The 19810-nt window shown below is 38.7% G+C and carries 13 protein-coding genes; 10 read left to right on the plus strand and 3 right to left on the minus strand.

The features are described 5' to 3' along the window. Positions 1 to 95 precede the first annotated feature (95 nt). The 8 genes from ACWPVE_RS09620 to ACWPVE_RS09655 all read left to right on the plus strand — a co-directional run bounded on the left by ACWPVE_RS09620 (position 96) and on the right by ACWPVE_RS09655 (position 10504). Positions 96 to 932 (plus strand): ABC transporter permease, encoded by an 837-nt coding sequence (locus tag ACWPVE_RS09620; protein WP_453992802.1) that lies wholly within the window; start codon positions 96 to 98, stop codon positions 930 to 932. 15 nt (positions 933 to 947) lie between these two features. Next, a complete protein-coding gene (locus ACWPVE_RS09625) occupies positions 948 to 1661 on the plus strand; it encodes an ABC transporter ATP-binding protein (RefSeq protein ID WP_453992804.1) in 714 nt (237 codons plus the stop codon). A gap of 17 nt (positions 1662 to 1678) precedes the next feature. Continuing rightward, entirely contained in the window at positions 1679 to 3388 is a 1710-nt protein-coding gene (gene acsA / locus ACWPVE_RS09630; RefSeq protein ID WP_453992806.1) for an acetate--CoA ligase, read from the plus strand. Between the two features lie 399 nt (positions 3389 to 3787). After that, a complete protein-coding gene (locus tag ACWPVE_RS09635) occupies positions 3788 to 4543 on the plus strand; it encodes an NRDE family protein (RefSeq protein ID WP_453992808.1) in 756 nt (251 codons plus the stop codon). A 372-nt stretch (positions 4544 to 4915) separates the two neighbouring features. Next, complete coding sequence (locus ACWPVE_RS09640) at positions 4916 to 6088, plus strand: carboxylate--amine ligase (RefSeq protein WP_453992810.1); 1173 nt, start codon at positions 4916 to 4918, stop codon at positions 6086 to 6088. A gap of 23 nt (positions 6089 to 6111) precedes the next feature. After that, complete coding sequence (locus ACWPVE_RS09645; protein ID WP_453992812.1) at positions 6112 to 7692, plus strand: Mur ligase family protein; 1581 nt, start codon at positions 6112 to 6114, stop codon at positions 7690 to 7692. Positions 7693 to 7739: 47 nt separating this feature from the next. Then, positions 7740 to 8444 carry an aspartate/glutamate racemase family protein gene (locus ACWPVE_RS09650; protein ID WP_453992814.1) on the plus strand — a complete coding sequence of 235 codons (705 nt, stop codon included), beginning with the start codon at positions 7740 to 7742 and terminating at the stop codon, positions 8442 to 8444. Between the two features lie 755 nt (positions 8445 to 9199). Further along, positions 9200 to 10504: a murein hydrolase activator EnvC family protein gene (locus ACWPVE_RS09655; RefSeq protein ID WP_453992816.1), complete on the plus strand. Its 1305-nt coding sequence runs from the start codon at positions 9200 to 9202 to the stop codon at positions 10502 to 10504. Here the strand turns inward: ACWPVE_RS09655 and ACWPVE_RS09660 are convergent. Together ACWPVE_RS09660 and ACWPVE_RS09665 are read right to left on the minus strand one after the other, a co-directional pair. After that, a complete protein-coding gene (locus tag ACWPVE_RS09660; RefSeq protein WP_453992818.1) occupies positions 10394 to 12325 on the minus strand; it encodes an IS1182 family transposase in 1932 nt (643 codons plus the stop codon). The genes ACWPVE_RS09655 and ACWPVE_RS09660 overlap by 111 nt on opposite strands. A 402-nt stretch (positions 12326 to 12727) precedes the next feature. Beyond that, the gene (locus tag ACWPVE_RS09665) at positions 12728 to 13420 is read right to left on the minus strand and encodes a Crp/Fnr family transcriptional regulator (RefSeq protein ID WP_453997444.1); all 693 of its coding nucleotides are present in this window, start codon (positions 13418 to 13420) and stop codon (positions 12728 to 12730) included. 479 nt (positions 13421 to 13899) lie between these two features. On the opposite strand from ACWPVE_RS09665, the gene ACWPVE_RS09670 reads away from it, so the two are divergent. Both ACWPVE_RS09670 and odhB read left to right on the plus strand, forming a co-directional pair. Further along, a complete protein-coding gene (locus tag ACWPVE_RS09670; RefSeq protein WP_453992820.1) occupies positions 13900 to 16740 on the plus strand; it encodes a 2-oxoglutarate dehydrogenase E1 component in 2841 nt (946 codons plus the stop codon). Then, positions 16737 to 17990 (plus strand): 2-oxoglutarate dehydrogenase complex dihydrolipoyllysine-residue succinyltransferase, encoded by a 1254-nt coding sequence (gene odhB / locus ACWPVE_RS09675; protein WP_453992822.1) that lies wholly within the window; start codon positions 16737 to 16739, stop codon positions 17988 to 17990. Before ACWPVE_RS09670 ends, odhB begins: the two co-directional genes overlap by 4 nt. A 411-nt stretch (positions 17991 to 18401) precedes the next feature. Here odhB and gdhA read toward each other — a convergent pair whose 3' ends face one another. Beyond that, positions 18402 to 19781 carry an NADP-specific glutamate dehydrogenase gene (gene gdhA, locus ACWPVE_RS09680; RefSeq protein ID WP_453997446.1) on the minus strand — a complete coding sequence of 460 codons (1380 nt, stop codon included), beginning with the start codon at positions 19779 to 19781 and terminating at the stop codon, positions 18402 to 18404. Between the last annotated feature and the right edge of the window lie 29 nt (positions 19782 to 19810).

Genomic DNA, 19810 nt, shown 5'->3' on the forward strand with positions numbered 1-19810 from the left:
GAAACTTTTGTAAAAGCGACTGTTGTGATGGTTACGGAATGAACGGCACCTTGGGCTTTCTAACTATTAGCACTCCCTTGATAGGGGGATATACGATGAGTACAAAAGGTGAAACGCTCTCAAGGCAAATAAAGGTAAAACCAAAGCGTGAGTTTGCTTTAAATGGAAATGTAAAAATAGTCTTACTAGGTAGTATTATTCCTGTGATTTTACTCGTGATTTGGCAGTATTTAAGCCATATAGGTGTCCTAGAAGCGCATCTAATGCCAGCTCCAACAGTTATCCTAGCAAAAATAGTTGAATTTGCAGGAGATGGAAGTCTTTGGGGACACATTGGAATTACCTTATATCGAATCTTTTTTGGTTTTCTGATTGGGGTCGTTGCAGCAGTCATATTTGGTTCTTTGGTCGGCTATTTTAGGGTCGCAGAACAATTACTGGATCCAATGATTCAAGCATTCCGCTCTATTCCGTCTCTTGCATGGGTACCACTGTTTATTCTTTGGATGGGAATTGCAGAACCATCTAAAATTACACTTATTGCAGTCGGTGTGTTTTTCCCAGTGTATTTAAATATTGTATCTGGTATACAAGGTGTCGACCGAAAATTAATTGAGGTAGGGAGAATCTATAATTTTTCAACGTTTGAGTTAATCAGAAAGGTCATTCTACCAGCTTCACTTCCCTCGTTTCTAGTTGGAATTAGAAGTGGATTAGGATTAGGGTGGATGTTTGTTGTTGCTGCTGAATTGATGGGAGCGAGTCAAGGAATTGGGTATTTGCTTGTAGTTGGTCAAAACTCATACTCTCCTGAAACGGTCATTGCGAGCATTGTACTGTTTGCCATATTAGGTAAAATAACAGACTCCATTTTAAAGAAAACAGAGGAAAAAACACTACACTGGCAGGATAGCTTTACGAAGAAAGCCTGAAAGGATGAAGAATAGATGCTTGCAGTTCAAAATGTTTCACGAACTTTTTCGAACGGTACGACAGGGTTTAAGAATGTGAACTTTGAAACTAAAAAAGGTGAAATTATAGGGGTTTTAGGTACAAGTGGATGTGGAAAAAGTACGTTATTACGGGTTCTATCGGGACTGGATTCGGATTATACAGGAACGGTGAAAATCAGTGGTGACACAATCAACTCTGTTCATGAAAAGGTTGGAGTCATTTTTCAGGAATCACGATTAATGCCATGGTTAACGGTACTAGAAAATATCTCTTTTGGTTTAAGGAAGGATAACCAGAAAATTGAAAAGGCACAAGAATATATCAGACTAGTAGGATTGCAAGGCTTCGAAAATCATTACCCAAAGGATATTTCAGGTGGGATGGCACAACGAGTATCAATCGCTAGGGCTCTTATCACAGCTCCAGAGGTGTTGCTTTTAGATGAGCCGTTTAGTGCTCTTGATGCATTTACAAAAATGCAACTGCAAGATCTACTGCTAACCATCTGGGAGAAATATAAGTCGACGATGATTTTAGTTACACACGATATTGATGAAGCCTTGTATTTATGTGATCGGATTATTGTTTTAAAAGGGCAGCCAGGGGAAATCTATCAAACTATTCAAATTAAGGAACCTAAACCAAGGTCCCGCGGGGATGTAGGATTAGCACAACGAAAGGCAGAAATCTTAACACTATTAAGTTAACGAGAGGGGATAGGGAATTGACAGCGACAAAGTTGGACATCATTAAACCTACTGAAGGAAACTATAATCTACAAAACTATGATAAAGTATATCAACAATTTTCATGGGAGGATGTAAAAAAAGAATTTAGTTGGTACCAAACAGGGAAAGTAAATATGGCCTACGAATGCATTGATCGTCATGTTGACGATGGATATGGAGAAAAGATCGCCCTTCACTATATAAATGGGGATGAAGAACAATCGTATACGTTTCGGGATATAAAAGAAAAGACGGACCACCTAGCAACTGTATTGAAGAATTACGGTGTCAAAAAGGGTGATATTGTCTTTATCTTTTTACCTAAGCATCCAGATTGCTATATTGCGATGATTGCTGCAATAAAGATAGGGGCTGTCGCAGGACCACTTTTTGAAGCGTTTATGGAGGATGCAGTTCGAGATCGAATTTCAGACTGTGAAGGTCGTTTTTTAATCACTGATTCTGAATTGGTCAAAAGAGTTCCAAAACAGGATTTGCCATCATTAGAAACGGTATTTATTACAGAGGGTCCAGAAAAATGTCAGGAAAATGAAATATCTCTTGTTGATGCTTTAGCAAAGGCTCAAACGGAGACCGAGATCATTGAATGGTTGGATCTTGAGGACCGACTTAATATTCATTATACGAGTGGGTCAACAGGGAAACCTAAGGGGATTGTCCATGCTCATCGAGCAATGATTCATCAGTTCCAAACGGGAAAATGGGTTCTTGATATTAAAGAGGATGATGTATATTGGTGTACGGCGCATCCTGGCTGGGTTACGGGTACCGTTTATGGAATCTTTGCTCCATGGCTAAATCGGGCAACGATTGTCGTAAATGGAGGAAGATTTAATGCAGACTCTTGGTATTCAACTATTGAAAGAACAGGGGTGACCGTCTGGTATAGTGCCCCTACGGCATTTAGAATGTTAAAGGCAGAAGGAAATGAAGTATTAGAGAAATATGATCTTCGTACACTGCGCCATATTCTAAGTGTAGGAGAGCCGTTAAATCCAGAGGTCATCGTCTGGGGAATCGATGCTTTAGGGAAAAGGATACATGATACATGGTGGATGACGGAAACAGGTGCACAATTAATCGTAAACCTACCTTCAGAGGTTATTAAGCCAGGTTCAATGGGAAGACCTTTTCCTGGAATTGAAGTAGCGGTATTAGACGATGATGGAAATCCTCTACCGAACGGCCAAGTCGGTCATCTGGGTATCAAGGCATCTTGGCCAGGGATTATGAGAGAAGTATGGAAAAATGAAGAGAAGTATAATTCCTATTTTATTAATGGCTGGTATATTTCTGGTGACTTGGCGATTCTGGATGAAGATGGATATGTCTTTTTCCAAGGGCGCAGTGACGATATGATAAATTCATCGGGCGAGAGAATTGGGCCATTTGAGGTCGAAAGCAAATTGATTGAACATGAAGCGGTGGCAGAAGCTGGTGTCATAGGAAAGCCTGATGAATTAAGAGGAGAAATTGTTAAGGCATTTATCGTCTTAAAGAAAGGATACAGTCCTTCGGCAGAGTTGTTGGAGGAAATCCGTGTATTTGTTAAACAAAATCTTGCTGCCCATGCAGCGCCAAGAGAAATTGAAGTATTGGATGAATTACCAAAAACAAAGATTAGCGGTAAAATTTTAAGAAGAGAATTAAAGGCACGTGAATTCGCAAAAGAAGCAGTTCACTAAGAGTGTTGTAGGTTTCTGTTTTAGAGTAATTTCTAGGAATTAGTGCGTTATTTAGACCTACTATCGGTGAAATTGTTGGGTGGAGTCTGAATTAGATTGTAATTTGGACCCGTCGAGTCCGAAATCTATGATTAGAGTCGCAATCAAAGCGTAAGCCCAACGCTCCACCATCGAAATCAACATAATGTCTAAATCAAAGTATCTTTCCCATCACTTTTTCAACATAGCTACTTTTCACTTAAAAATACGTTAAATGACGTGTGAACTAATTTCAGTTTACACGTCATTTTTATGTTGTTTACTTGAGTTCCAACCACCCCTAAAAATTATTATTAGAGACATAGATTCTACGTTATCAGGGGAAATCTGTTATAATTTGTGAAAAAGGGCGGTGGGAAAATGTGCTTAGTATTGTTTGCATATCAAGCTCATCCAGTCTATAAATTAATTGTTGCGGCGAATCGAGATGAGTTTTTACAGAGGCCTACAGCTCAAGCTCATTTCTGGGAGGACGAACCCAATCTATTAGCTGGAAGGGACCTTGAAAAAATGGGAACCTGGATGGGCGTAACCAAATCTGGGCGCTTTTCAGCTATCACGAACTACCGTGACCCAAATGAGATAACAGAAGGTAAACAATCGAGAGGACAACTTGTAAAAGATGCGTTAACGTTTCATGGCGAGATTGCAGAATATATGAAGCGACTACAACAGACAGATTCAAACTTTCCTGGTTACAATCTGTTAGTTGGAGATTCGAATTCTCTCTATTATTATTCAAATGTCGGAAAAAGTCTCGAAAAGGTAAAGCCAGGCATTCATGGGTTAAGCAATCACTTACTGAATACAAACTGGCCCAAAGTTAAAAAAGGGAAAGAAGGACTTGAACAAGTCATTAAGGGTGAAAACGTAATAGAGAATCTATTCGAATTACTTCAGGATACAGATCGACCTGACGACAAGTTTCTACCTAAAACAGGTTTGTCACTGGAATGGGAACGAATTCTCTCCCCTTTATTTATTCAAACAAATGGATATGGGACGAGAAGTTCAACCGTATTTTTAATGTCTGATACCGAAATACAGTATGTTGAGCGAACTTTTTCAAATGAGGGAAAAAGTAATCAAGCATTTCATTTTCAGATTCAGTCCTGAGGAAGTCTTACTGGTAGTATATAATAGTATAAAGTAGATAAATCTACAAACAAGAGAATGGGCCGCAAAAGGAGGATAGAGTACGAAAGGATATATACTGTACTCTATTTTTTGTTTTTATTTTCAATTGTGTTGTCTAATTCAGCTGTAACATGGACGGTAAAATAGAACGTCTGCCTGCGCACATTTTTGGGTATGGGGATCGCTTCAACATTACAATTGTTACAGCTTATTACAAGATGTTTTCCTTCTTGAAACACCCCTAATTGTGTGTCAATATGGAGAATGTGATATTCCTCGAAGAATATGTAGATGTCTCTACTAATAAGATGTAGGACGTAATTTGATATAGATACTAGGGAGATCGATAAAATGAACAATAAAGCAGTCATTTTAGGGTGCAATTATTATATAGGATTGAGTACAATTCGATGCCTGGGAAAAGAAGGCATCCATACCGTAGCGGTTGATTATTCGTACGAAGGTACATATGGTGCAGATTCAAAATATTGTACGGAGCATATTATTGCACCGCATTACAGAAAAGATACAGAAGGCTTTATTTCTTTTTTAATAGAGTATGCGAGAAAACAGACAGCTAAGCCAGTATTGATACCTTGCCATGACAACTATGTTGAGGTTATCGACCAATACTTACATGAATTAAAAGAATACTACCTTATTCCACAAACGGAGCAGGGGCTTTATACAAAAACAATGGACAAAGAACGTCTCCATCAATTAGCAACTGAACATGGGATGCTTGTTCCTGAAACGGTTCGTTTAAATGATGATAACTTTTACGAAAAAATTGAAGAAACGATTAAATATCCATGTGTTGTGAAGCCAACTGATTCTCCAAGCTTTGTTTCTATTTTCCGCAAAAAGCTATTCATTGTAAACAATCGTCAAGAGTTAGACGATGCACTTCATAAGGCAAAAGAGGCGAAACAAGAAGTTATTGTTCAGCGAATTATACCTGGATTTGATGATCATATGTATACCTTTGACGCATATTTGAATCAGGATGCGAAGGTTACCCATTGGGTGACAGCTCAAAAGTTCCGCCAATATCCAATCAATTTCGGGGCTTCTGTGTATACAGGTCAACGCTATGTACCTGAACTAAAGGAAATTGGTACACGCTTCTTAGAAGCGATTGGTTTTAAAGGATTCGTCGAAATTGAGTTTAAAAAGGATGCTGAAACTGGTCAATTTTATTTAATTGAGTTGAATGTAAGGATAACCAATTTTAATACATTACTAAATAAGGTAGGCTTTAACTTCCCGTATATTACATATCGCGAGCTTACAGGTAATCCACTTCCACCTAAAGGACTTGAGCATGACACAGGTCAGGTATTCTGGTATGCCTATGAGGATTTTTATGCAGTAAGAGGCTATCTAAAAACAGGTCAATTGACACTTGGTCAGGTTGTTCGGTCTTATTTTAAGCCAAAGGCGCATGCGATTTGGGACTGGAATGATCCCAAGCCATTTATCTCATTTGTAAAAATGATTGCAGGGAAAAAGAAGAAACGATAACAATAGAAAAGAGGGAATGAAAAATGGTTCGATTACATGAGCTTCTATCTGCTATCGAGGTTCAAAAAATCATTCATGAAAAAGAGATTGAAATAAGTGGGCTATCTTATCATTCTGGAAAGGTACAAAACGGGCACCTATTCGTTTGTATAAAAGGCTATAAAACGGATGGACATAAATACCTTTCACAGGCCATTTCAAATGGAGCAGTAGCATGTGTTGTCGAGGATGTACAAGAGGATGTTGAGATTCCGCAAATCGTTGTAAAAAACAGCCGAATCGCTCTTGCAAGACTTGCGGCTGAGTTTTACGGCAAACCTTCTCAAAAAATGAACATGATTGGGATTACAGCAACAAATGGAAAGACAACCACGTCGTTTATGACAAACGCTATTTTAGAAGAAGACGGAAACAGAACGGGGTTAATTGGTACAGTTTCGGTTAAAATTGATGATTTTTCAATACCGTCTGAGTTAACTACTCCTGAATCACTTGATTTACAATTTTACCTGAGTCAAATGGTAGCAAAAGATGTATCTCATGTGACAATGGAGGTTTCCTCAAACGCATTGGAAACACATCGTGTCGAGGCTGTCGATTATGATATCGTGACGTTAAATAACATCAGCCGAGAACATATTGATTCACACGGATCTTTTGAAAAATATTTTGAAGTAAAGTCAGGTTTAATCCGCCATGCAAGTGAGAAGAGCTTTGCAATTTTAAACCTTGATGACCCATATTCCGCTTCTTTAATCGATCAAACAAAGGCACAGGTGATTACCTTTGGTCTAGAGAGCAAAGACGGTCATATCGCATGTAAAAATTTAGATTTAACCACAGGTAGAGCTAAATTTACAATAGAAATTTTGAAGCCAATATCTCGCTTTGATTACAAGGTTGAGCCTGGTGAATTTGAGATTGAGTTATCAGTTCCAGGCTTGCACTCTGTCTACAACGCAATGGTGGCTATTGCAATCGGGCTACTTTGTGGAATTCCAATTTCCTCTATTCAAAAGGGATTGAAGAACTTTGGTGGAGTCGAGCGTCGTTTTGAGTTTATCTTTGAGGATGATATTAAGATTATCGATGATCACTTTGCGAATGCAGGAAATATAGATGTAACGCTAGAAACGTTAAAATATATGGAGTACAAGGATCTTCATTTAGTGTATGCGATTCGAGGGGAACGTGGTCCGACGGTGAATCGTGAAAATGCAGAGTCAATCGTAAAATGGGCAAAAACGCTTGGTTTTACTGATATTATCGCAACAAAGAGCGTATCCCATGTAACGTCTAAAGATTATGTAACAGATGAAGAAACAGCTGTTTTTGAAGAGGTTATGGCCGATGCGGGAATTCAAGTCGACCTCTACGATGAGCTAGATGATGCGATTGCACAAGCTCTAAATCACGCAGAGCCAGGGGATGTCGTTCTACTGGCCGGAGCACAAGGTATGGACTATGGTGCAGGAATTGCCTTACAGCAAATCTCTAAAAAGAGACCAGATATTTCACTTGAAAAATTATTCTTTCCATTGCGAAATCGTGTAGCAGGCCTTTCAAAAGAACAACGACAAATGTTAGGTCGTAGTGATGGGTAGGCTAACAAATAGATAAGGGATAAGTAAATAGGAAACTAGGTGTGAACATGGGACAAAAATTAGGAGTAATCGGTGGTATGGGTCCAAAGGCAACCTCTGTTTTCTTTGAAAAAATAGTGAACCGAACAGTAGCTCATAAGGACCAAGATCACCTGAATATGGTGATTCTAAATCATGCCACTCTTCCAGACCGAACAAATGCAATCCTCACAAATACTGGGGAGACATTTATCAATGCCGTGAAAAGTGATTTCAAGCTACTAGAAGCAGCGGGAGTCGCAAATATTGCCATACCTTGTAATACATCTCACTATTTTTACGAGGAGCTACAGAAACTGACGATCATTCCTATTATCAATATGGTCGAAGAGACCATAAAAGAAATCCATGAAAAGCATGGAGAAGGAACGAAAGTCGGTATTCTTGCAACAAGTGGCACCATTCGAAGTGGAATTTATGCGAATGTTTGTAAACAGTATAATCTTGAGTTGTTAGCACCAAGTGATAGCTTACAAGAAAAAGTCATGGATATTATTTATAATAATGTAAAAAGTGATCTCGATGTTGATTCAAGCGAACTAGAGCGATTAATCAAACATCTTGTAGAACATGAAAACTGTAAAATTGTCATTCTCGCATGTACAGAATTGTCCTGTATCAATCTAAGTGATGACATCAAGAAGTATAGTATTGATGCAATGAATGTACTAGTCGAAAAATCCATTATACGCTCAGGCAAGCAACTTAAATAGAAACGTTGTTAGCAAAAAAACTCGCTACTTTTTTGGAGGCAGCTGAAAAACTTACGTTTTTTATAGGTGATTAAATTGATAAATCAAAAAAGACGACTAAAATTCATTTTTTGAATTAAAAGTCGTCTTTTTTATGCATATGATACCATTTCACCCTGGGTTATATGAAAGAGAAGTCTACAAGTTCATTAATTTTCCGTAGCATATTATCCTACGGAACGACAATATCATAGATTTGCATAAACGGACTAAAAGTCATTGATTGTTGTTTTTGAATCATAGAACCCACCCACATAGAATTGATACAACCATTATACTATGAAAAAAGGTATTATTTTCTCAAATTCAGAGAAAATAATACCTTTTTAACTAATGTTGATTGGAGCGGAAGGCACGAGACTCCTGCGGGAAAAGCGTGGCCAGGGGAGACCCCGCAGGAGCACAGCGACGAGGAGGCTCCCGGACCGCCCGCGGAAAGCGAGTGGCTGCAGCGGAAATCAACACCAATTTTAGAAAGGGACTTTTTCAGTGCCCTCCCTTTTTGGCAAGTTTTTTTGTGTTAAAGTTTAGCAAATAGATTTGTCGAAAAATCTTTAATAAGTCATGGTTTATCAACGTTTTTGAAATATAAATGTAACAATCAGTTGACGTTTTGAGACAAAGATTTATGTTATAATACAAAACATGAGATTATTTAGCAAAATATGATTCAAGATGATAGATTGCTAGGTTGGTAGAAGGGAGATGCAGTCAAATTGAAGCGAAAACTTCTTATGATTGGAATGGGTATAACAATGGGACTTGGGAGCTTATTGACACCTATGCCTAATACTGCATTTGCGGTTCAAAAAAACGTTGAACTTGAAAAAGAAAAAGAGGAAGTTCAGAAAAAGAAGTCGGAACTAGAGTCGGAAATCTCTCAAAAGGAAGAGGCTCTTAATGAAATTAAGCAACAACAAACAAGTGTTGAACAGGAAATTAAAAGACTTGATCTTGCAGTAAGTGAAACAAGAGGCAAGATAGACAACACCAAAGCCCAAATTCAAGAAACGAAAGAAGAGATTGAACGTCTTGAAGCGGAAATGAAAGTACTCGAGGAACGGATACAAAAACGGGACGAGCTTATAAAAGAACGGATGCGTGGTTTCCAGCAAAGTGGTGGAGTGGTTAGTTATGTAGATGTGTTACTAGGTGCAAAAAGCTTTAATGATTTTATTAACCGAGTTAGTGCAGTGTCTACATTTGTACAAGCTGACCGAGACATTATGAAAGAGCATGAGGCCGATATTAAGTTGCTCGAGGAAAATAAAGCTGAGGTCAAGTCTTTACTTGCACAACAGGAAGAACAATTGAAAGAGCTTGACAGATTAGAGGCTCAGCTTCAATCACAAATTCAAGAACAAAATAAAGTCATGGCTCAATTAGAAGTTCAGGAACAAGAAATGCATGACGAGCTTCATGCACTCGAGGATGTCGGAGAATTATTAGCTTCTCAAGAAAAAGCCATTCAAATGGAAATAGAAGCTTGGAATCGAAAACAAAAAGAACTAGAAGAGCAACGGAAAAGAGAAGAGGAAGCAAGGAAGAAAGCAAAAGAAGAAGGGACAACACCGCCACCAGTATCTGCTCCAGTCGTCAGTAATGGTGCTTTCACAAATCCAACAACGGGTCGATTAACATCTCGTTTTGGAATGCGTTGGGGAAGAATGCATTACGGAATTGATATCGGGAAGGGTGGACGCGCAAGTGTTCCAATCTATGCAGCTGCAAGCGGAACTGTCACACGCTCACGCCTTGAAAATAGTTACGGAAATGTCATCATGATTACGCATTATATTAATGGACGTCAAATGACAACCGTATATGCGCATCTCGAATCTCGTTTAGTTGGTCAATATGATCGTGTAGAAAAAGGTCAATTGATTGGGTACATGGGGAATACAGGACACTCAACCGGCCCACATCTTCATTTTGAAATATATGATGGACCATATAGTCCGAGTCAATACAGTGGTGGCCCATCTAACGCTGTAGACCCACTTAAATATGTATCGTTTTAATAAGAGAAGTGGGGCTGTCCGATAAGTCCTAAAAAATAAGGCAAGGGAGAAAAACGACCGTTTTTCTCCCTTGCCTTTTTGTTTTTTTCGATTTTTCTCTGAAAGTAGCTGGCGTATGCCTGCTACTTTCAATATATTGTGGGCTAATGCCACAATTCCAAACTCGACATATACTTTGTCGAGCCCCCGCAGAGAAAATCTGCGAAACGACCTATTGCCCTTGATGTGACCGAACACACTTTCTACTTCAACTTTACGTTGAGCGTAGATAGCGGACTTTTCATCACATTCAAGGGCTGTTTTAGCCTTGGCTTTCATTTCTTCAAAAATCGTATTCCAATGAATCTGACGATTCCCTTTTGCTTTTGTGCATTGTGCTTTTAGTGGACAATCGGTACAATCTTCACATTCATATATTTTAAAACTTTGCTCGTAGCCAGATTTATTCTTTTTATTCAGGTATTTTTTAAACGTTACTTTCATTCCTTTCGGGCAAATAAAATAGTCGTCATCTTCCACGTAAGTCCAATTTTTTGCGTTTTTGATGTCTTTTTTATATTTACGGGTTTGTTCCTGTACATAGCTTCCATACGGAATAAGAAACTCGAATCGTTGCTCTTTCTCATCTCCGACAGCGTAAACATAATTCTCCTCACTACCATATCCTGCATCGGCAATAACCGTTTTGGGTATTGGTAAAGAAGAAGCTGCCAGTTTCTCCATATGAGGGATGAAGCACCGAGTGTCTGTTGGGCGTTGATGTATTGTATAGTATAGAATAAACTGGTTTTCTGTTCCTACTTGTACGTTGTATCCTGGCTTAAGTTGGCCATTTTTCATATGATCTTCTTTCATACGCATGAAGGTGGCATCTTTGTCCGTTTTAGAATAACTATTACGATCACCTAAAACTTCATTATGTTCCTTATATTTAGTCATACGAGGTATAAAATCCTCACGGATTTGCTTGATTGATTTCTTTAATTGACTCCGTTCTTGCCTTTTTTCTTTTCGAACGTCTTTATCTGTTTCGCTATCAATTACCTTTGTTAATGCCTCAACTTTTTCCTCAAGTTCTTCGGCAACTTCTACTAATTCCTGTTCAGTGATTTCTTGTTCCTGATTTATTAATTCTTCTGGTTGTGCTTCTGCCCTGGTTATTTCATGGATATGCTGAAGGGTTTCCTTGATTTTTTCTTTTAATTTCTCTTCAAAATTTGAAGTAGCACGTTTCCATACAAAACTATACTTGTTGGCGTTGGCTTCAATCTTGGTGCCATCCAAAAAGTAGCTTTCGAATGTTATGTAGTTCTCTTCAATCAACTTGTGAATCATTGCTTCGAATAGTTCATCCATAAAGTCTTTCATGCGTCCCCCACGGAACTCATTAATTGTACGGAAATCTGGTTGTTGCATCGCTGACAACCACATAGCTGGGATACTTTCATTTGCTAATTTTTCTATCCCTCGGCAAGAATAAACCTTCTGGGAATAACCATAAAGGATAATTTTAAGCATCATTTTGGGATGGTAAGAACTTCTGCCACCGCCTACATAGTATGAAAATAGATTTTCATCAGGAATAGCTTCAACCATTTCGTCTACTACACGGGCCTCGTGATGTTGTGGAATAAGAGATTCGATATCATAAATCATTTGAATTTGTCGATTATCGTAGGGTTTGAAAGTAGGGGCTAATTGTCTTGGATTAGGTTCTTTTTGTTTTTCTTCATTTTGAACTTCTAGTTTCTCCTCTTCGAACTCTGGAAAAAGGGAAGTTTGCGTGTTATAATTTTCATTAGTAATCAATTGATTGCTCATAAAAAATCATCCTTTCTGGAATGTTGTGTGGTAACTTCATTTTACTAAAAAGGATGATTTTTTTGTGTGTTTTTTTAAAAGTTACGAGTCAATACTATTAAATTTTGTAACCTTGTTGATTGTAGCGGAAGGTACGAGACTCCTGCGGGAAAAGCGTGGCCAGGGGAGACCCCGCAGGAGCTTGCGACGAGGAGGCTCCCGGACCGCCCGCGGAAAGCGAGTACCTGCAGCGGAAATCAACACCAGATTTTTTAGTAAACCCAAAAAACAAAAAATGAGGGCTGTCCTCAAAAGTCATTTTTCAGTGACTTTTTGGACAGCCCCACTTTTTTATTGGGTTTAAGGAATGATAAAGATCCGTACAAAAAAACTGCAAACCCGCGTCAGAGCTGGTTTGCAGTTTCATAATGATTTTGCTTTCTTTTTTAATCCCTCGAGATTGAGGATATGAATGTCTCTTTGGCCATTCACTTCAATCAAGTTTTCAGAAATAAATTTGACAAATTTCCGGCTTATGGTTTCAGGAGTAGTACCAATAAGTGATGCCAAAACCTTTTTCGAAATCGGAAGTGTAAAACGGTCATCTTTAGAGCGAACCCGATTGTTAAACAGGAGGAGTACACTTGCTAAACGTTGTTCAACCTCCATTAAGCTAATTAAACTCATCCACTCATCGGCTTGATAAATACGCTCATTTAAAGCACGCATGAAGCGAAGAGCCATTTTGTGATTTCGTTCTAATGCATCAAAAAAATCTTGTTTTTGAATTGTATAGATAACGGTATCATTTATGGCGACTGCATTTGCATAATGATTCTCAGATTGGAGCATAGCGGATTGTCCGAAAAAATCATCAGGGAATAAGAGGCGAACGATTTGCTCTTTTCCGTCCTCTGCTACTTTTGTAATTTTGATAATGCCTTCACCGATAATATAAAGCGATTCAGATGGATCACCTTCTCTAAATATCATGTCCCCTTTTCGATAATCATTGATTTGAGTGACCTTTTGTAGAAGGTCCAATTCCTCCTCATTTAAACCTTGAAAAATAGGTACCTGACGAATAAAGCTTGGATCATGTGGACTGCTGATCATACAGAACACTTTTTCTCCTTTCAAATGCCCATAAAATGCGGACTCTGTGTTGTACTATAGTTTACCTACCTTGTCGAAGCCTAAACGAACTTTTCATGAAAGAAGTGGAGTAAAGACTTCCTGTTTACGGTTCCTTTACTTCAAGAGGATTGATGTACTACAATAGAGTTTCACTTTATGTTATTATTCCAATCGTAATGTATTAAATAGTAAATTTCCACCTAAAACTTGATTTAAATCAAGGAAACTTTCTGATTTCAACTATAAGATAAGAATAACATATTTAGTAAGGATTATGATGATTAAAGGTCACTAATTTTTACCCGTTTTTCTGGTATAATTTGGAGTGTATTAAAATGTAAGCATTTTACTAGAATTCCCCGGAAAATGAGGTATAGTAGGGGTGACGACATAATTCTATGAACTACCAATAATGTCTATGTAAATATTACAACATGTAATATGGAGGCTAATTAAAAATGGATAACCAACAAAGAAAAAATGTGTGGGAGTCATTCTACGGCCCGAACATGGGTTATGTCTTTGACATGTATGAAAAGTACAAGAATGATCCGAGTTCTGTTGACTCTTCTGTGAAAGCGCTTTTTGAAGAACTTGGGCCGCCACCAGCTCTAGAGCAAGCAGCAACAGCAGAACTTGTAAGTGGGGGTATCTCACCGAAAACGATCAAGACAATTACATCTGGAGCAAAATTAATAAAAAATATTCGTGCATATGGACATCTAGCAGCTGATATATATCCGATTCGTACTAGACCGATGCCAGATACCAAGATTTTAGAGCCAGGTTACTATAACCTTACAAAAGAAGACTTAATGGATATCCCTGCAACATATATTTGGGAGGAAGCACCTTCAACTATTCAAACGGGTTGGGATGCATATGAACACTTAAAATCCGTTTATACCCAAACAATCGCATATGAATTTGGACATGTAGATTCAGAGGATGAAAGACAATGGTTAAGACAACAAGTTGAAATCAATGGTATTCAACTAAATCTTACTGCTGATGAGAAGAAACAACTAGCAGAGCGCCTAATGAATGTGGATGGTTTCGAGAAATTCTTACACAAGACATTCGTTGGACAAAAGCGTTTCTCTATTGAAGGATTAGATATGCTAGTCCCGATGTTAGAGCGATTAATTCAAGAGGGTAGTAGTGATGGAACCGACAACATTATGATCGGTATGGCTCACCGTGGGCGTTTAAATGTGTTAGCACACGTTTTGCATAAGCCATATGAACTCATATTCTCTGAATTCCATCATTCACCAAACAAAGATTTAATACCTTCAGAAGGTTCTAGAGGGATTAACTATGGTTGGTCTGGAGATGTGAAGTATCACCTAGGGGCTGACCGCAAGTTTAAAGGTCCTAAGGAGCATGTTACTCACATTAATCTTGCAAACAACCCAAGCCACTTGGAGTTCGTAAACCCTGTTGTATTAGGGATAACTAGAGCGGCTCAGGATAACACAAGTAAAGCTGGTTATCCAGTTCAAGATAAACAAAGTGCCATTAGCGTTCTGATCCATGGTGATGCTGCATTCCCTGGAGAAGGCGTTGTAGCTGAAACGTTAAACTTAAGCAGATTAAGAGGCTACGAAACAGGCGGAACAGTTCATATTATTGCGAACAACATGGTCGGATTTACTACAAATAACACAGATTCTCGTTCAACTCGTTACTCAAGTGACCTTGCGAAGGGGTATGAGATTCCAATCTTACGTGTGAATGCAGATGACCCTGAGGCTTGTCTAGCAGCCATTCACTTTTCATATGAGTATAGAAAGCGCTTTGAAAAAGACATTTTAATTGAATTAGTTGGTTACAGACGCTTTGGACACAACGAAATGGATGATCCAAATGTAACACAACCAATCTTATATAAGAAGATTGCAAATCATCCAGTTATTGCCGATAAATATGGCCAAAAGCTAGTGGCTGAAAATATCATAACAGTTGAAGAATTAAATAAAAAACGTGAGGAATTCATGCAAAATCTTCAAGATATTTTCAATGATTTTGTGGAAAATGAAGAGCGCGTGAAGCCGAAGAAACCAAAGACACTATCAACAATTCCTGAATTTGATACAACTGTACCAGAGGATTTATTACGCAGCATGAACAAGGGATTATTACAATGGCCACAATCACTAACCGTTTATCCAAAACTTGAGCGTATTTTAAAACGACGTGAAACAGCATTGGATGAGGAAAACAAAGTAGATTGGGCTCTAGCTGAAACCCTTGCATTTGGTTCTATTCTTGCGGAAGGTAAGACAGTCCGCTTAACAGGTCAAGACAGTGAAAGAGGAACTTTTGCTCACCGTCATGTTGCCTTAAATGATTACGAAACAAATGAGAAATATATTCCATTGCATAATATCCCTGAGGCGAAAGCGTCGTTCTCTATTTATAATAGCCCATTATCTGAAACGGCTGTTCTTGGTTTTGAATATGGCTATAGTGTTCAAGATGACAATGCACTCGTCATTTGGGAGGCACAATTTGGTGACTTCGTAAACGTAGCACAACCGATTATTGACCAATTTATTGCATCGGGACACACAAAATGGGGCCAAAAGTCAGGTCTTGTTATGTTATTACCACATGGATATGAAGGACAAGGTCCAGAACACTCAAGTGGCCGTGTTGAACGTTTTCTAAACGGTGCTGGGGAGAATAACTGGATTGTTGCGAATGTAACAACTGCTTCGCAATACTTCCATCTACTACGTAGACAATCTATGTTGGTTTCTACAGACGAAGCAAGACCATTGATTCTAATGACTCCAAAGAGTCTACTTCGTCACCCACAAACAGCATCTTCACTAGCTGATTTAACGAATGGAAGCTTTAAGCCGTTACTTGAGCAACCGGGTATGGGAACGAAGAAAGACAAAGTAACTCGTCTCATTCTTTGTACGGGTAAAATTGCAATTGATTTAGCGACAGAAGTTGCAAATTTACCTGAAGAAAAGGCTGATACACTGCATATTGCTAGAGTGGAGCAAATGTATCCATTCCCTAAGAAAGAGCTAGAAGATTTAGTAAGTCAATATCCAAATCTGCAGGAGATTTTCTGGGTTCAAGAAGAGCCTAAGAACATGGGAGCATGGCTGGACCTTCATCCTGTCATAAGGGATATTGTTTCTGATGAGATTAAATTAGAGTATGTTGGTAGACCAGATCGTTCAAGCCCAGCTACGGGTGACCCAGATATTCATAAAAAGGAACAAGCTTGGATAATACAAGATGCATTGCTTACTGACAAAGGAGGGAATCAGCAATGATCGAAATTAAAGTACCGGAATTGGCTGAATCCATTACAGAAGGAACAATTGTTGATTGGTTAAAAAAAGAGGGCGAAGTTGTTAATAAAGGTGAGTCAATCGCTGAACTTGAAACAGATAAAGTAAATGTAGAGATTAACAGTGAATATACGGGTGTAATTAGACAGTTCTTATTCCAACCTGGAGATAATGTTGAAGTCGGACAAGTTATTGCAATGCTTGATGAAAATGGTTCAGCATCAAGTGTAGAGGCACCAGCTGAACAACCGAAGGCAGAAGAAGCACCGCAAGCTGTAGAAGCAAAACAAGAGCCAGTTGCAGTAGAAGCCGAGGCCGATAAAGGCAAGCAAGCGATTGCTTCCCCAGCAGCTAGAAAAAGAGCAAGAGAGCTTGGCATTGATTTAAATGAGGTTCCATTTAAAGATCCACTTGGTCGCGTACGAGTAGAAGCAGTAGAAGCTTATAAACAAGCTCAAGCGGCACCTGCAGCAGTACCTGTACCTGCTGCAAAACAACCTGCAGTAGCTCCAGTGGTAAATGATGATCCACGTGTAGAACGCATAAAAATGTCTAGACGTCGTCAAACAATTGCAAAACGCCTTGTTGAAGCACAGCACACAGCTGCAATGCTAACTACATTTAACGAAGTTGATATGACAGCTGTTATGGATGTAAGAGCTCGCCGTAAAGACGCATTCTTCAAAAAGCATGGCGTAAAGCTCGGTTTCATGTCATTCTTTACAAAAGCTGTAATCGGAGCCTTAAAAGCATATCCGTACGTAAATGCTGAGATCCAAGGAAATGAAATTCTTCTTAAGAATTTCTATGACATCGGTGTTGCCGTATCAACTGATGAAGGCTTAGTAGTTCCTGTAGTACGTAATGCTGACACATTGAGCTTTGCAGGTATTGAAGCTGAAATTGCTCGTTTAGCAGAAAAAGCTAGAAACAACCAATTAGGTTTAAATGACCTTCAAGGTGGTACATTTACCATTACAAATGGTGGTACATTCGGTTCCTTGAACTCAACACCAATTATTAATGCTCCACAGGTCGGGATTTTAGGAATGCACAAAATCCAAAGACGTCCTGTTGTTGTAGACAACAATGACACTGTTGAAGTAAGACCAATGATGTATGTGGCATTATCATATGATCACAGAATCATCGATGGTAAAGATGCTGTAGGATTCCTTGTAAAAGTAAAAGAACTATTAGAAGATCCAGAAGACCTTTTATTAGAAGGTTGATTATAGAAAAAGCACATGTTCCCGTAAGGACATGTGCTTTTTTGGTCTTATTTCACTAACATTGTAGTGTTAAGCTGGGATAGAGTGGATAAGCCAGCTTTAAGATGTCGCAGATTTATATTTGAATGGTAGTGGTATTTTGAAAGTGTGCAAACATTCTAGGAGTAAGAATTGGAATAAGCATGATTCTGACAGATTAAAAGAGTATAGTGGTATTAGTGTCAGAATCCAGGAGTAATTACAACAGTAAACTGGTTAACGTGGTGTATTGTGTCCAAATAAAGGTTATGATTCTGACATTAAATTAGATTCCTTGAGAATCATTGTCTAAGTGAAACATTTTATTAGATATGTTTGTGTAACATGAAAAACGCTGCTTTCCATGAGGAAAGCAGCGAATAATTGTATGATTTAGATAACACCGTGAGCAATCATGGCATCTGCTACTTTTTTGAAACCAGCAATATTAGATCCAATTACTAGGTTTCCTGGATGACCATACTCTTCAGCAGCATCCATACTGTTGCGATAAATGGACGCCATGATATCTTGCAGCTTGCTATCAACTTCTTCAAATGACCATGCAAGTCTCATGCTGTTTTGTGACATTTCAAGTGCAGAAACAGCCACTCCACCAGCATTAACAGCCTTCCCAGGACCGAAAAGAACATCACTTTCAATGAATAGGTCAATTGCTTCAATTGTTGATGGCATGTTTGCACCTTCACCAACGGCTTTTACACCATTTGAAATAAGTGTTCGTGCAGACTCACTATCAATTTCGTTTTGAGTTGCACACGGTAATGCGATATCACAAGGAATCGACCAGATACCAGAGCAGCCTTCAACATATACAGCTTCAGGATGTTCATATACATATTCTTTAATTCGTTTACGTTCAACTTCTTTAATGCGTTTAATCGTTTCTAAATTTAAGCCGTTTTCGTCATAAATATAGCCGTTTGAATCGCTACATGCAACAACCTTTGCACCAAGCTGTTGAGCTTTTTCGATTGCATAAATCGATACATTACCAGAACCTGATACAATAACCGTGCTATCTTCGAAAGAAAGGCCTTGTTCTTTAAGCATTTCTTCTACAAAGTAGACAGCACCGTAACCAGTAGCTTCTGTACGAACTAAGCTTCCGCCGTAGCCAAGCCCTTTACCAGTTAAGACACCTGCTTCAAAACTACCCTTAAGCCTTTTGTATTGACCGAACATGTATCCAACTTCTCGAGCCCCTACACCAATGTCTCCAGCTGGAACATCGATATCTGGTCCAATGTGTTTTGTAAGTTCTGTCATAAAGCTTTGAGTAAAACGCATTACTTCATTTTCTGATTTGCCCTTCGGATCAAAGTCAGATCCACCTTTACCTCCGCCAATTGGAAGTCCAGTTAAAGAATTTTTAAGGATTTGTTCAAATCCTAAGAATTTAATAATACTTGTGTTAACGGAAGGGTGGAAACGTATCCCGCCTTTGTATGGGCCAAGTGCACTGTTAAATTGAACACGATAGCCACGATTAACATGGATATTACCTTGATCATCAACCCAAGGTACTCTAAATGTAATCAATCTTTCCGGCTCAACGAGTCTCTCTAAAATCGCATGTTTCATGTATTTTGGATTTTTAGCAAACACTGGTACAAGGGAAAGGAAAATCTCTTTCACTGCTTGGTGGAACTCAGGTTCATGAGGATTTCGCTTTTTAACCTCCTCATATACTCTGTTCATATAATCGGTTGCTTGTTTTAACTCTGGTACAGGAATAGACTTTTCGATCATAGCCATCGTGTACATTCACCCTTTCTTTG

It is taken from the genome of Bacillus nitroreducens (genome assembly GCF_964021195.1).

What these genes read in the sequence shown, in the direction of transcription:
- ACWPVE_RS09620 (WP_453992802.1), top strand. Translation starts at nt 96, where the DNA reads ATGAGTACAAAAGGTGAAACGCTCTCAAGGCAAATAAAGGTAAAACCA.
- ACWPVE_RS09625 (WP_453992804.1), top strand. Translation starts at nt 948, where the DNA reads ATGCTTGCAGTTCAAAATGTTTCACGAACTTTTTCGAACGGTACGACA.
- ACWPVE_RS09635 (WP_453992808.1), top strand. Translation starts at nt 3,788, where the DNA reads ATGTGCTTAGTATTGTTTGCATATCAAGCTCATCCAGTCTATAAATTA.
- ACWPVE_RS09640 (WP_453992810.1), top strand. Translation starts at nt 4,916, where the DNA reads ATGAACAATAAAGCAGTCATTTTAGGGTGCAATTATTATATAGGATTG.
- ACWPVE_RS09645 (WP_453992812.1), top strand. Translation starts at nt 6,112, where the DNA reads ATGGTTCGATTACATGAGCTTCTATCTGCTATCGAGGTTCAAAAAATC.
- ACWPVE_RS09650 (WP_453992814.1), top strand. Translation starts at nt 7,740, where the DNA reads ATGGGACAAAAATTAGGAGTAATCGGTGGTATGGGTCCAAAGGCAACC.
- ACWPVE_RS09660 (WP_453992818.1), bottom strand. Translation starts at nt 12,325, where the DNA reads ATGAGCAATCAATTGATTACTAATGAAAATTATAACACGCAAACTTCC.
- ACWPVE_RS09665 (WP_453997444.1), bottom strand. Translation starts at nt 13,420, where the DNA reads ATGATCAGCAGTCCACATGATCCAAGCTTTATTCGTCAGGTACCTATT.
- ACWPVE_RS09670 (WP_453992820.1), top strand. Translation starts at nt 13,900, where the DNA reads ATGGATAACCAACAAAGAAAAAATGTGTGGGAGTCATTCTACGGCCCG.
- odhB (WP_453992822.1), top strand. Translation starts at nt 16,737, where the DNA reads ATGATCGAAATTAAAGTACCGGAATTGGCTGAATCCATTACAGAAGGA.
- gdhA (WP_453997446.1), bottom strand. Translation starts at nt 19,781, where the DNA reads ATGATCGAAAAGTCTATTCCTGTACCAGAGTTAAAACAAGCAACCGAT.